This is a genomic window from Mesorhizobium sp. M0808 (assembly GCF_040320025.1).
In the GTDB taxonomy this organism is placed as follows: domain Bacteria; phylum Pseudomonadota; class Alphaproteobacteria; order Rhizobiales; family Rhizobiaceae; genus Mesorhizobium.
On record NZ_JAMYOX010000011.1, the window covers coordinates 47,870 to 60,842 of the forward strand.

A 12,973-nucleotide genomic window follows, 5' to 3' on the forward strand; every position below is an offset into this window, starting at 1 on the left:
ACGGGAAACGCGTGCAAATGAACCCCGTCGCAAGAACGGTTCTGCAGCGCCTTGGCCTCGGCCTCGTCACGCTGTTCATCGTGTCCATCATCATCTTTTCTGCGATTGCAATGCTTCCGGGCGACTTCGCCAAGGCGATGCTCGGGCAATCCGCCACACCCGAAACGGTCGCCGCCTTCCAGCGAGAAATTGGCATCGACCGTCCGCCTGTCGAGCGCTACTTCGTCTGGGTCGGGCAGATGCTCCACGGGGATTTCGGCTCTTCGTTCGCGAGCCGCACCGGGTATCGGCGCACTGTCGCCGAGATCATCGCGCCGCGCCTCTACAATACGATGTTCCTTGCATCGATGACAGCGCTGATAGCAGTTCCGCTGGCCCTGGGACTTGGCATCCTCGCTGCGCTCTACCGCAATGGCTGGTTCGACCGGCTGGTGAACGCAATGACGCTGACAACCATTTCGTTCCCGGAGTTTTTCGTCGCCTATATGCTCGCCTACCTGGTCATCTCGCGCGACACGTTCATCGGATCCGAGTTTGCACAATCCCTGCCGCACTGGCTCGCAGTGTCACTGAACTGGATGCTCAACGCAGTTCCCAAGTTCCCGACTTTGTCGAATGTGAACGACCAGACGCCATTCTGGGAGCATGTCTGGAGAGTAGCCTTGCCGGCAATCACACTTACGCTCGTCATCGTCGCCCACATGATGCGCATGACACGAGCGGCGATCATCAACATGCTGGCAAGCCCCTATATCGACATGGCGCGTCTGAAGGGAATGTCGCCCATGGCCATCGTACTCAGGCATGCGTTGCCCAACGCCTGGGCTCCGATCGTCACGGTGGTAGCGTTTAATCTCGCTTATCTGGTCGTCGGAGTGGTCGTGGTCGAAGTGGTGTTCGTCTATCCCGGCATTGGTCAGCTGATGGTTGATGCGGTCAAATCCAGGGATGTTCCGGTTGTCCAGGCCTGCGCCCTGATTTTCGCGGCGACCTACATCCTGCTCAATCTGACCGCCGACATCATTTCGATCGCCACCAATCCAAGGCTCTTGCATCCACGATGACCAGCTACGAACCCATCGCTCAGGTTCACAGGCTGAGGCGCTCGCGCGCCACCCGGGCCAAAACGGCGCTGAAGAAGGCACCCTTCAGTGCCTGGTTCGGCATCCTCGTCATCATCGGCTATGTCATCGTTGCGGTGTTCGCGCACTGGATCGCCCCATACGGCGAAACGCAGGTCTTCAGCGAAGCCTTCGCACCGTGGAGCGAGCAGTTCAAACTGGGAACCGACCAGCTCGGCCGCGATATGCTCACACGCTTGATTTACGGTGCGCGCAACACCATCGGTATCGCCGTCGCGACCACACTGCTGTCCTTCGCAGTCGGCGTCTCGCTAGGTCTTCTAGCCGCATTGTACAGAGGATGGCTCGACCAGATACTGTCGCGTGCGGTTGACGTGTTGATGTCGATCCCAAGCCTGATCTTCGCCCTGGTGCTGCTTTCGATCTTCGGGTCGTCGATCACCAGCCTGATAATCATAATTGCGCTGCTCGATTCTACCCGTGTCTTTCGGCTCGCACGCGCCGTCGGGCTTAACGTGGCAGTGATGGAATATGTCGAAGTGGCGCGATTGCGCGGGGAAGGCCCGAAATGGATCATCGCCAAGGAAATCCTTCCCAACGTGATGCCGCCGCTGGTCGCGGAGTTCGGCTTGCGATTTTGCTTCGTATTCCTCACGATCGCGGCACTGTCCTTCTTGGGCGTCGGCATTCAGCCGCCGACCGCCGATTGGGGATCGATGGTGCGCGAGAATGCAACCCTGATCACCTACGGCGATGTCACGCCGCTGCTGCCGGCCGGCGCGATTGCCCTCCTCACGGTATCCGTGAATTTCGTCGTGGACTGGTTCCTGCACGCAACAAGCGGGTTGCGGGATGAAAGGTAGCGGTCCGGCCTCGCGCGAAAAAGGCAAGGATCTACTGCAGATCCGCAATCTCCATGTGGAGGGCTTCTCGGACGAGCGATGGCATCCCATTGTCCGCGGGGTCGATCTGGCGCTGAAGCGGGGGGAGGTTCTTGGCCTGATCGGCGAGTCAGGCGCCGGCAAATCCACCATTGGCCTCGCCGCGATGGGTTACGCCAAGCCGGGCTGCCGTATTACACAGGGCTCGATCCTGTTCGACGGGATCGATCTTCTGGCACTCAGCGAAACAGGGCGGCGTCGCCTCAGAGGCTCCCGTCTCGCCTATGTCGCGCAAAGCGCCGCGGCCTCTTTCAATCCGGCCCACCGGCTCCTCGACCAGACTGTCGAAACTGTGGTGGCGCATGGGATTGCCAGCCGAGAGAAAGCGAACCGGAGTGCCGTCGATCTTTATCGGCGTCTTCAGCTTCCAGACCCGGAGACCATCGGCTTTCGCTATCCTCATCAGGTTTCCGGCGGACAGTTGCAACGGGCAATGACCGCGATGGCGATGGCCTGTCGTCCGGACCTCATCGTCTTCGACGAGCCAACGACGGCGCTCGATGTGACGACGCAGGTCGAAGTTCTCGCCTCCATTCGCAATGTCGTGGAGGAATTCAACACGGCTGCAATCTATGTGACGCATGATCTGGCGGTGGTGGCGCAAATGGCGGACCGCATCATGGTTTTGCGCGATGGACTTACCGTGGAGGAGGCTGAAACACGCCAGATGCTCGCCTCGCCCAGCCAGGAATATACCAAAACGCTCTGGGCCGTGCGCAAGCTCGCCAAGCCCGAAGTTCCGGCCGATGAATATCTGCTTACGATAGACAACGTCACCGCGGCTTACGCGCGGAGGGTCAAGGTGCTCCAGGATGTCTCCATCAAAGTTCCACGTGGACGAACAGTGGCTGTGGTCGGCGAATCCGGTTCCGGGAAATCGACGCTCGCTCGCGTCGTTACCGGCCTGTTGCCGCCGCTTTCGGGGTCGATTTCCTTTGCCGGCCAGGCCCTTTCCAAGACCCTGGAGACCCGCCCAAAAGAGATTCTGCGTCGCATACAGATGATTTATCAAATGCCCGACAACGCGCTAAATCCGCGCCAGACGGTCGAAGAAGTCATAGCTCGGCCGCTTGAATTCTATCTTGGCCTCAAGGGAGCGCAGCGGGATCGGCGGATCGGCGAACTCATGCACATGGTCGAGATGAGCGAAACTTACTTGGATCGTCTGCCGGCCGAACTGTCGGGGGGCCAGAAGCAGCGCGTTTGCATCGCCCGGGCGTTGGCCGCCGATCCGGAACTCATCATCTGCGACGAAATCACATCCGCCCTCGACCAGATTGTGCAGGAGGATATCCTGAAGCTCTTGATGCGGCTTCAGCGCGAGCTCGCCATGAGCTACATTTTCATCACCCATGACATTGCCACCGTGCGAGCGATCGCCGACGAAATTGTGGTCATGCACCAGGGGAAAGTCGTTGAGCAGGGATTGAAGAGCGAAATTCTCACGCCGCCGCATGCCCCCTATACCGAACGGCTTTTATCCTCCGTGCCAGAAATGGATCCGGATTGGCTGACAAGGCTGCTGGCCAGCCGGGGCTGAGGACGCATTGTTATTCAACGCGAATGAACGCAAGCTGCGGATCGAGCGGCATGACAGGTCCACCGAAACGCCCTCATTGAATCGGCCTGCTCGGTCTTCCGCCGGGCCGCCTTGACGCTGACGGATGCGCGACAACGGGACTTCCGCTTCGCTTCCACCAGCCGACAGGGCTAGACTGGCATAGAACGACAATCGCAGGGTTTTCGGCTTCAAGTGAGCCCGTGCCGGACGAGGTGGCGAACGACCGGGGAAAACATCTGCTGGCCGATATAAGACCCGATGTTCGCATTTTCGAAGATCGCTTGGGCGGTAACGGCATCCTCGACTATGGGGATACCTGCCTCGCGCGCCTGAGCCATCATATCTTCGGCCGCACGGCCCTGACCCTTGCCGACAATTGTCGGCACAGGCGTTTCGCCCTTGACGTAGCGCAACGCCACGGCGCGGTCGCCTGACACCAAGACGATGACCGCGTTTTCCACACCTAGCTTCGCAGGCTGCATCACTGCTTCGCGCCGCTGTCGCTGCTGTTCACGGCGGATCAATGGATCGCCTTCGAGATCCTTGTGTTCGCGCTTGTATTCGGTTGTTGTCATGCGCATGTCCCGTAGGAACAGCCAGCGCTGAATAGGAACATCGATCAAGCCGATGACGATAAAGGCCAGGGCGGCGGCAGTCCCGAGAGGTGTCATCACCGCCTTGATGATCGGCTCCAGGCATGTCTGACCACAGCCTGGCGCATCGAAGAGAGGCTGTAGCCAGGCGATCAGGATGAATACGAAAAGGCTTGCCAGGAACACCACCTTGACGAGGCCCTTGGCGAACTCGATGACATTGCGGAGCGACAGGATCTTCTGAAGGCCCTTCGCCGGGTTTATGTGATCGAACTGCGGCTTGAGCGGCTCGAACGAGAAGACCGGCCCGAACGTGGCCAGCATGCCGAAGGCTACGGTGAGAACCACAACGATGCCGACTAGCGGCAATGTGGCAAGCATCAGCAATGAGAACGAGTGGTGGATGGCACGTAGGCTGACCTCCTCGAAAGAGCCGCCGGGCACCGTCACAGTCTGCACGAGTTCCGAAAGATATTTGAAGAGCAGCGGCCAGCAAAAATAGAGATAGCCAAGCGCTGCGAAAAGAGTGAAGCCGGATACCAGGTCGCGGCTTTGCGAAACCTGGCCCTTGCGGCGGGCGTCACGAAGCTTCTTGTCGGACGCCGGTAATTTCTTTTCCTCAGCTTCTTCGGCCATGTTGCAATCTTACCGCACTATCGTGGTTCCAGTCGGCCGATGCCCTGTGTAAGGTGGGACAGGCTTGAATACGGAGAGGTGGATTTGCGGTTGCGTGTCGTATTCATGCCAGTCGTCGTCGCGCTGGCGCTGAGCGGTTGCCAGACGACCCAAACCGGCTCCGTGCAGGCCAAGGCGCAGGGCCCATCGTCTCAATCCGAGCGCCTGATCAAGCTTGCCGACGATATTGATGCGCGCGGAGAAAGTGATACCGCCATCGCGCTCTACCAGCGCGCCGCAGCAATGCCAGGCGCCAAGGCGAGCGCGTTCGTCAAGACAGGCGACGCTTACATGCGGGCAGGCTATCCTGCCGATGCCGCCAAAGCTTATCGGGCCGCGCTCGCCAAAGCTCCCAATGACGGGGGAGCAATGCTTGGGCTTGGCTCGGCGATGATGGAGGTAGGCGATATCGATGCAGGCATGCGCGCGCTTGCGCAGGCAGCGCCGCTGGTCAACACCAGCGGCGCCTACAACCGATTGGGCGTTGCGCAGACTTTCGCCGGGCAGACAGGGCAGGCGCAGGAGACTTTCGCCCAGGCGTTGAGACTTGCGCCGGGCGATCTTGACGTCGAGACCAACATGGCATTGGCGGCAGCCCTCGAAGACAATTCCGCTGCGGCGCTGCCGCTGGTGCAGAAAATTGCCGCCGCTCCCAATGCGCAATTGCACCACAAGCGCAACATTGTGGTGGTGTACGGGCTTCTTGGCCAGGCCGACCAGGTCAAGGCCTCGCCGCCAATCGGGCTGACGACCAAGGAGGTGGCCACCCTGCTTGCCCGCGCAAGAACCATTCGGCTGAAGGGCAGCACTCAGGCCAAAGCGAAGGCGCTCGGCTCCATCCTCGGCTAGCGAATCGGGCCGGAGGGCCTGAAGCGATCTTCCGCGAAGCGCGACGCGTAGGGTGACACTACGCGGGCGAATACCGCGCCGGCTCACTCGACTGGGAGCGTTGTTTGCGGCACCGACGGCGCGCTGTTGGCGCCGCCTATCGGAGCCTCCTCGCCATCGAGGTAGCGACGGGCCGCGCGCGCGGTCGGTGCCGCCGCCGCCGGGCCCATGCGGCGGCCTTGTACGAGGTCACGCTGGCTTTCGGACATCCGCTGAAGATTGAAGGCATTGGCGCAACCGGGCGGCAGATGGGAGCCGACGCCGGAGACGATCGTCAGATTCGTCTTGGCAGCAGAGTTGTCGTCGTCGGCTGGCTCGGCCAGACAGGCATCGGGAGCAAGAACTGAGCCGCCGACACCTTTCTCGGAGCCGCCTGCATCCGTCGAAACATAGTTGTAGCCAGGCGAATAATCCTGCCGCTGTTGCGGGCTGCTCGCGCAGCCGGCCAGAACCAGCGCTGGAACAACGCAGAAAAATGCGATGGGGGATGTCATATCCGGTCCTCGTTACTTGATGATCAGACCCGTCGCCGATGCGTCATTGGCGTGCTTGCGGCTGCGGTGCTTGGCTGCCGGACGATCAAGCGGCGTGGCGAGGCTGTCGCGCACCGGTTCCACCAGATAGGGCGTAATCAAAATGACCAGTTCGGTCTCTTCGTGCTGGAAACGCTGTGATTGAAAAAGCGGGCCAAGCACCGGTACATCGCCCAGCACCGGAAACTTTTCCAGATTGCGCGAAGTCCGCTGCTGGAAAAGGCCGGCGATCGCAAATGTCTGACCGCTCGCCACTTCGACCGTGGTGTCGGCCTTGCGCACGACGAAACTCGGCATGGCGAAACCGTTGGCGCTTACGGATCCGGTCTCAGATAGAGAACTGACTTCCGGCTGGACATGGAGCGCGATGCGATTGCGGCCGATCAGCGTCGGGGTGAAGCCGAGGGATACGCCGAAGGGCTTGTATTGGACGGTGACGACGTCGGTTCCTTGCGGGATCGGAACCGGAATTTCGCCACCGGCGAGAAAGCTTGCCGTCTGACCGGTCATGGCCGTCAGGTTCGGTTCGGCCAGTATCTTGACGATGCCGTTGCGTTGCAGGGCCTCGATCAGAATGTCGAAGTTCAGGCCATGCGCCTGGTCCATGTTCAAACCGAAATTCCCGTTGCCCGAGGGCACACCGTTGTCCTGGAACATGTTGAATTCGAAGCCGCCGCTCCTGTAGCCGACGGACCAGTCGACGCCGTAGGACTGCAGTTCCGTGCGCGAGACCTCGGCGAAGCGAACCCGAATGTTGACTTGCTGTGAGCCCTGCACGGTCATGTTGTTCAGCGGCGGCTGTTCCGGTGGCGAGAAGGTCCGGGCGACATTGTCCAGATCCGTTGCCTCATCGACGCCTCGCGCCTCACCTGTTGCAACGATACGGGTCCCGAAAATGTGGAGATTTGTCGCCGAGCTCGGCTGCATTGCTTGCTTGGCCTCGGTAGCAGGCGTGACATCGGGGGTGACGCGGAACTGGGCCGTTGCCTCGATCCGTTCATCGGCCGTGATCGCAATGAGGTTGGTCAGGCCGGGTTTGAGGCCGAACACATAGACCATGCTCGGCGACACGACCTGAAGGTCCGCGATCGTGGTATCGGCAATCAGCACGGATTCGACCGGTTCATTGAACCGCAATAAGCGTCCTTGCCCGACCGGCAAGCCGACCGTTGGTTTGCTCGGCAACGCTGATATGTTCTGTGCCGTCGCATCGGCCAGTGTGAGCAACAACGCCAGCAGGGCGCCAATCGTCGCGATAGCGAGCCGGCCTAAATCTGCCCGCCGGGCGAAAGCGGCTGATCCTGCGCCTGCCGCGGTGTTGTGGATGGTCATGCCATTTCTCTCCTGAATCCCCAATGTCGTCCGTCCGGCTGGCGTCAGGAGGGCGCCTCCTGCGCGGCATTCGCCTGAGCCGACGGGAGCGAATGGGAGACGACGCGCGCGCCGGCTTTGCCGGAGCGGCCGGCGATCGTGGCCAGCGGCTGGACGTTGAATTCGTGTGCGAGTTCCTGGAAGGACAGGACCGGAAGCTCGATGGCATTGTGTGCCAGCAGGCTGCGCATGTGACGGCGCACATCCATCGCGGCGAGGACGACCGGTGAAACATCGGTGGCGTTCTGCGACCGGGCTCGCTCGATTTCGGTGACCAAAGCCTGCGCATCATCGTCCGACAGATTCAGGAAGGTGCCGGTCGATGTGCTTTGCACCGCGTTTCGCAGGATGTCTTCGGCCGACCGCTGCAACACATAGGCCGCGATGATGTTGTTGCGGCCGGCGAAGCGGAAGCTGATCTGGCGCTTCAAGGATGTGCGGACATGTTCCGTCAGCAAGAGGACGTCCTGTTCGCGTTGGCCCCATTCGATGAGTGCCTCGAGGATAAGGCGCAGATTGCGGATCGGGACGTTTTCCCCGACGAGCCGGCGGAGCACTTCCGCGATCTTCTGGAGCGGCACGGTCTCCTGCGCCTCCCTGACCAGATCCGCATAATCCGGTTCCATGTCCGAGAGCAGCCTGCGTGTCTCCTGAATCCCGACGAAATGGCCGGCATAAAGACGAAGTGCATGGCCGGTCCATTTGGCCGCTATTTGCACCGGCGTTGAGAAGACGAACCCGGCTCCCTTCAGTGCTGACAGGTAGCTGTCATCGGCCCATACGAATTTACGCAGACCGGCAATCGGAGAACCTTTTTCGTAAGGTATTTGGAGCAGATCGAGATGCGTCGTGTCCGCTTCGACAAGAACACGGTTGGCAGGAATTTCAGCATCCAGGATGGGCGCACCTTCCAGATCGACGCGGACGCTTCGTTGCGAAAGCATCTCGTCGACCTGCATGCCGATGGCCGGAACGTCGACACCGAGATCACCGAAGAGTTCACGGCGCACGCCGTCGGCGAGCGCGGCAAATTCGGGCTCCGGGACTAAGTGTGCGAGCTCGGTTCCGAAGCGCACGACCACGCGGTAGGATGGAGATAGTGTTGCGGTGGAGATTGCCGAAAGCGACGCGGAATTCCCCCGCTGTGCAGGCGAGGCGGTATGGCCGATGTCTTGAGGCTCGGAATCCTGGGCGGAGCGGCGATTGATTGCATAGGCGCCGGCGCCGCAGCAGCCACCAAGGACCAGGAACATGATGGAGGGGAAGCCTGGCACCATGGCAAGGCCGACCATGATCACGGCTGCGAGTGCGAGCGCGCGGGAGTCGCGGAGCAGTTGGCTGGTTATTTGCTGGCCAAGATCGCCCGTTCCGTCCGCGCTGCCGACGCGCGTCACCATTGTGCCGGCGGCCACAGCGACGAGCAATGCGGGTATCTGCGCCACCAGGCCATCACCCACGGTGAGCAACGTGTAGGTCGCCGCCGCGTCGCCGAGCGACATGTCGTGCTGCAGCGTGCCGACTGCGAAACCACCTATCAAGTTGACCAAAATGATCACAATGCCTGCAATCACGTCTCCCTTGACGAATTTCATGGCGCCGTCCATTGCGCCAAACAGCTGGCTCTCGCGCTCCAGCTGCTGGCGCAGATGGCGTGCCTCCGCCTGGTCGATGTCGCCGTTGCGCAGCTCGGCATCGATGCTCATCTGCTTGCCCGGCAGCGCATCGAGCGTGAAGCGCGCGGCCACCTCGGCGACGCGTTCGGCACCCCGCGCAACAACGATGAACTGCGCAACGGTGATGATCAGGAAGATGACGAGGCCCACGGCAATGCTGCCGCCAACGACGAAGGTGCCGAAGGCGGTAATGATCTCGCCTGCGTCGGCCTGGAGCAGGATCAGTCGCGTGGTCGTGATCGTGATCGCCAGCCGGAACAAAGTGGCGATGAGGATGACCGACGGCAGTGACGAAAACTGCAGTGGATGAGAGACGTAGAATGAGGCCAGCAGAATAAGCACGCTGATGGCGATGTTTGCAGTGATGAGACTGTCGACGAGAAACGTCGGCAATGGAATGAGCATCATTACCACCGCGACGAGCATCAGAATGGCAATGACCAGATCACTGCGGCGTGACAGCCTGGCAAGGAATTGCATCAGCCGTTCCGAGACGGTCATCCGACGCCTCGTTGCGACAGGAAGCTAAGCAAGGCACTGCGCGCCTCCGTCTTGCGCCCGGCCACGAGCAAGGCGCGGCTCTTCAGCAATGTAAGCACCGGGTGATCCATTCCTTCCAAGGTCTCCAGCCTGGCAATCGTGGCAAGCGCCTTTTCCGCCTCGCCATCGAGTATGAGAAGGTGCGCCAACGTTCTGAGGACGCCGGCATTTGCCGGCGAGAGCTGTGCAGCAATAAGCAGGTAGGCCGCGCCCCGCTTTGCCTGCCCGTGGCACCCGTAGAGATAGCCCAGGACATGCAAAAGATGCACGGTGTCACGCGGGTCGGTCAGAGTTCTATCCTTCCTGCATGCGACCAAGCAGATCGCGATGACGCTCGATTTCATCTTCCATCAGCGTTCTGGCGAGCGTCTTGAGTTGCTCCCCACCCTCAAGGGTTGGGACCAGGTGCATTACGAGGTGCTGGAGAATGGGCACGGAGCGCCGCAGGATAGCCGGTTCGGGAATATTGGGCATGACGAAATTGGCGAGTATCTCGTCGAGCGACTCGCCGGCCGCACCTTGAGAAGCCTGGAATTCCGCCGTTTCCGGCCTTTCTGCACCGGCGGCTGATTTCGTCCCCTGAGCACGGTTTGCTGCTTTGTCGACTCCATTCATCCGTCGCCGGCTGATGGCCTGGCCCCGCACACCTTCCGCCTGCCGCCCCTCGCGGCCCGACGTGTCAACCCGTGCCGTGTCGAATCGTGCCGCTTCAAGCCGCCGGTTCACGGATATTTCAGCGCGACCGTGGCGCCGCCCTTGGTCAGGAGAAGTTCGGTTTCGCCGATGTGTTTGACGGCCCAGCCGTCGTCGGTGAACGCACCTTCGTGATAGCGCGTGCCATCGGCTGCGATGACGTAGGGCCGCTCGCCATACCAGATCGCCTGCAGCCTCAGGCGCGGGGCCTGCTGCGCATTGCCAACCATGACGTTTGAGATGAGGGGAAGGTGAGCGCCGAACGACTGATCGAACCAGGATTGCGTTTGTGCCCAGACATCACTCTTGTCATTCGGGATCATACCCGAGACCACGAGGCGTCCCTCTGATTGCAGAACCGTTAATGTGCTTATGCCGAATTGCTCGAGGCGCAGCTTGAGCTGGCTTTCCGCTTCGGCGGCAGTGTGGATTTGCGCTGGCGATGAATCGTCCAGGATTTTTTCCCCTGCCTGGCCGGCGAAAGCCACTCTGACTGGTTGCCCGTCTTGAGAGGACGCCTTTGCGCCAATCTCTTGCTTGGCGAAAGAAAACCCGTTCGCGGCGATGGAAATTGCGAGAACCGCACAGAGAACGCTGCTCGCGACCAGCAGCGGGCGATTGGCAAAGGACCATCGATTGGGTACGCGTTGCAGGCTGACCAGCTTGATGCGCGCCTCGCCAACACTTATGGTGAGCGGCAGCCTGCAGCGGCTGCCATGTCCCTCATGGATGGTCTCGCCCGTGGCCAACGTGACATCGCCGCCGACGGCTTCGATTTCAACTTGGCTGCCCTTGCGCCGCAGCCTTGCGTGAATCGGTGCGATGCCGGCATCGCGCAGGACAATGTCCGACTCATTGCTGGAGCCGATCGTATATTGTGGCTCGACCAGACTGACTTCGGCGCCGGCGTGAAATCCGTGGGTCACGCTCAGCGCAATGGAATGTCCGGTGTCCGGGGAGGGGGCGATGATCGATCGGAGTTGGCGCGCCGGCGCTGCTGGTTCCAGATGTTTGCTGATAGGACGAGCGGTCATGCCACTTCATCTCCCGCCGATGACCATTTCAAATGCAGCCTGATGACGGCGCTGAAAAAATTGCGCCGTGCAAGGTACGCCGCCGGGTGGTTGCGGCGGCGCATGGTTCGGGAATCCGCCGCCTTAGGCCTTTTCAGCCGACTGGCCGAGCGTCCTGGCGGTGCTCATCAGCATGTCATGCTGGGATTTCGCGATCTCTTTCGTGATCTCCAGGCCAAACATGCGCTCCTGGTGCTTGATCATCTTGTCCAGGTTCTGTTCCGGCGACCCTGCAGAGCCGGAGGTAATGGGAGGGGTAGCAGCCATCATTGTCTCCTTGAGGGACTATTCAAGTTGCAAACTCCGGACTCACATCGCTGCAGTCCGGAGGGTTGCGAAGGCAGCTTAAGGCAGCATGGCCGAAAATGAAAGTCCAGTTGGAATATTTGAGACACTTCGGTTCCAACTGTTGCGTCGCCTGGGTTCAAGGAGTACCTTGGCAGGTGGGTGAATGGGGTATTTCAGAATGGAAAAAGGTCCTTTGGCCGAGCTTTTGGTCGACCGGTTCGAGACTATGCCACCGCAGTTGCGGGTCGCCGCACGTTTCGTGCTGGATCATCCCAAGGATGTCGCACTGATGTCGATGCGCGAGCAGGCGCACCAGGCCGGCGTTTCGCACAGCACGATGATGCGGCTGGCGCGATGGATTGGCCTTGAAGGCTACGAAGATATGCGCAGCCTTTATGCGCGCGCGCTGCGCGAGACCAGCGCGGGCGAGCCGGCGCGACAGGGCATCGGACAGCATGGCGATCCGGGATATTCGACTGCCGGCGTCGTTGCCGACACGCTCGCCGCCCAGATCTCAAGCCTTGGCGAATACCGCAACGCCATGCAGTTCATTGCGGCAGCCGGTCTGCTCGCCCGGTCACGCGATCTGTTCGCTGTCGGCTCGCGCGCCGCCTATCCGGTCGCGAGCCACTTCGTTCACATCATGTCGTTGCTGGCTGGCACCGACTGCAAGGTGACGCTTGTCGGCGAGATGGCCGGACCGGGCCTGGATGCCCTCCAGCACGCGGGACGTGGCGCGGTGCTTCTTGCGGTGGGCATATCGCCCTACGAGCGCACGACGATCGACGTTGCGCGCCAGTCGGCTCGGCAGGGCATCGGCGTGGTGGCGATCACAGACAGCAGCGTGTCGCCGCTGACACAGATCGCGCGGGAAACAATTATCGTTACGTCAAATTCGCAGTCGTTCTTCCGAAGCATGGCGCCGGCGTTCGCCGCCGTCGAGATTCTGGCGGCGCTGGCGGCAGCGCAGTCTGAAACGAACGCCGCAGAACGGGTAAAACAGTCGGAAGAGCAGCTTGCTGCTTTCGGCATTTATTGGAAGCCCCCTCGATAACATCCGAA

Annotated in this window: 13 protein-coding genes; 5 read left to right on the forward strand and 8 right to left on the reverse strand. The window is 60.9% G+C overall.

Features of this window, described 5'->3' with window-relative positions:
* The first annotated feature begins 17 nt into the window (after positions 1-17).
* The 3 genes from NKI25_RS15495 to NKI25_RS15505 are packed head-to-tail and all read left to right on the forward strand — an operon-like array spanning position 18 to position 3,563.
* Positions 18-1,064 (forward strand): ABC transporter permease, encoded by a 1,047-nt coding sequence (locus NKI25_RS15495; RefSeq protein ID WP_352623062.1) that lies wholly within the window; start codon positions 18-20, stop codon positions 1,062-1,064.
* Positions 1,061-1,945 (forward strand): ABC transporter permease, encoded by an 885-nt coding sequence (locus NKI25_RS15500; protein WP_352591408.1) that lies wholly within the window; start codon positions 1,061-1,063, stop codon positions 1,943-1,945. The genes NKI25_RS15495 and NKI25_RS15500 overlap by 4 nt, the downstream gene beginning before the upstream one ends.
* Positions 1,935-3,563: an ABC transporter ATP-binding protein gene (locus tag NKI25_RS15505; protein WP_352591411.1), complete on the forward strand. Its 1,629-nt coding sequence runs from the start codon at positions 1,935-1,937 to the stop codon at positions 3,561-3,563. The genes NKI25_RS15500 and NKI25_RS15505 overlap by 11 nt, the downstream gene beginning before the upstream one ends.
* 209 nt (positions 3,564-3,772) lie before the next feature.
* Here NKI25_RS15505 and NKI25_RS15510 read toward each other — a convergent pair whose 3' ends face one another.
* Positions 3,773-4,813 (reverse strand): EscU/YscU/HrcU family type III secretion system export apparatus switch protein, encoded by a 1,041-nt coding sequence (locus NKI25_RS15510; protein WP_352591414.1) that lies wholly within the window; start codon positions 4,811-4,813, stop codon positions 3,773-3,775.
* A gap of 90 nt (positions 4,814-4,903) precedes the next feature.
* Between NKI25_RS15510 and NKI25_RS15515 the strand changes: the two genes are divergently transcribed.
* A complete protein-coding gene (locus tag NKI25_RS15515) occupies positions 4,904-5,701 on the forward strand; it encodes a tetratricopeptide repeat protein (protein WP_352449146.1) in 798 nt (265 codons plus the stop codon).
* A gap of 83 nt (positions 5,702-5,784) precedes the next feature.
* Here NKI25_RS15515 and NKI25_RS15520 read toward each other — a convergent pair whose 3' ends face one another.
* From NKI25_RS15520 to NKI25_RS15550, 7 genes are all read right to left on the reverse strand, one after another.
* A complete protein-coding gene (locus NKI25_RS15520; protein WP_352998654.1) occupies positions 5,785-6,234 on the reverse strand; it encodes a hypothetical protein in 450 nt (149 codons plus the stop codon).
* Between the two features lie 12 nt (positions 6,235-6,246).
* The gene (locus NKI25_RS15525) at positions 6,247-7,605 is read right to left on the reverse strand and encodes a type II and III secretion system protein family protein (RefSeq protein WP_352591420.1); all 1,359 of its coding nucleotides are present in this window, start codon (positions 7,603-7,605) and stop codon (positions 6,247-6,249) included.
* Positions 7,606-7,649: 44 nt separating this feature from the next.
* Complete coding sequence (sctV, locus tag NKI25_RS15530; RefSeq protein ID WP_352623067.1) at positions 7,650-9,818, reverse strand: type III secretion system export apparatus subunit SctV; 2,169 nt, start codon at positions 9,816-9,818, stop codon at positions 7,650-7,652.
* Entirely contained in the window at positions 9,815-10,174 is a 360-nt protein-coding gene (locus NKI25_RS15535) for a tetratricopeptide repeat protein (protein WP_352998655.1), read from the reverse strand. The genes sctV and NKI25_RS15535 overlap by 4 nt, the downstream gene beginning before the upstream one ends.
* Positions 10,152-10,583, reverse strand: a complete 432-nt coding sequence (locus tag NKI25_RS15540) for a hypothetical protein (protein ID WP_352998656.1) — start codon at positions 10,581-10,583, stop codon at positions 10,152-10,154. The genes NKI25_RS15535 and NKI25_RS15540 overlap by 23 nt, the downstream gene beginning before the upstream one ends.
* Positions 10,580-11,584: a SctD/MshK family protein gene (locus tag NKI25_RS15545; RefSeq protein ID WP_352591432.1), complete on the reverse strand. Its 1,005-nt coding sequence runs from the start codon at positions 11,582-11,584 to the stop codon at positions 10,580-10,582. The genes NKI25_RS15540 and NKI25_RS15545 overlap by 4 nt, the downstream gene beginning before the upstream one ends.
* Before the next feature lie 123 nt (positions 11,585-11,707).
* A complete protein-coding gene (locus tag NKI25_RS15550) occupies positions 11,708-11,893 on the reverse strand; it encodes a hypothetical protein (protein WP_126056235.1) in 186 nt (61 codons plus the stop codon).
* Between the two features lie 181 nt (positions 11,894-12,074).
* On the opposite strand from NKI25_RS15550, the gene NKI25_RS15555 reads away from it, so the two are divergent.
* On the forward strand, positions 12,075-12,965 hold the full coding sequence (locus NKI25_RS15555; RefSeq protein WP_352826704.1) for a MurR/RpiR family transcriptional regulator: 891 nt from the start codon (positions 12,075-12,077) through the stop codon (positions 12,963-12,965).
* Positions 12,966-12,973 lie beyond the last annotated feature (8 nt).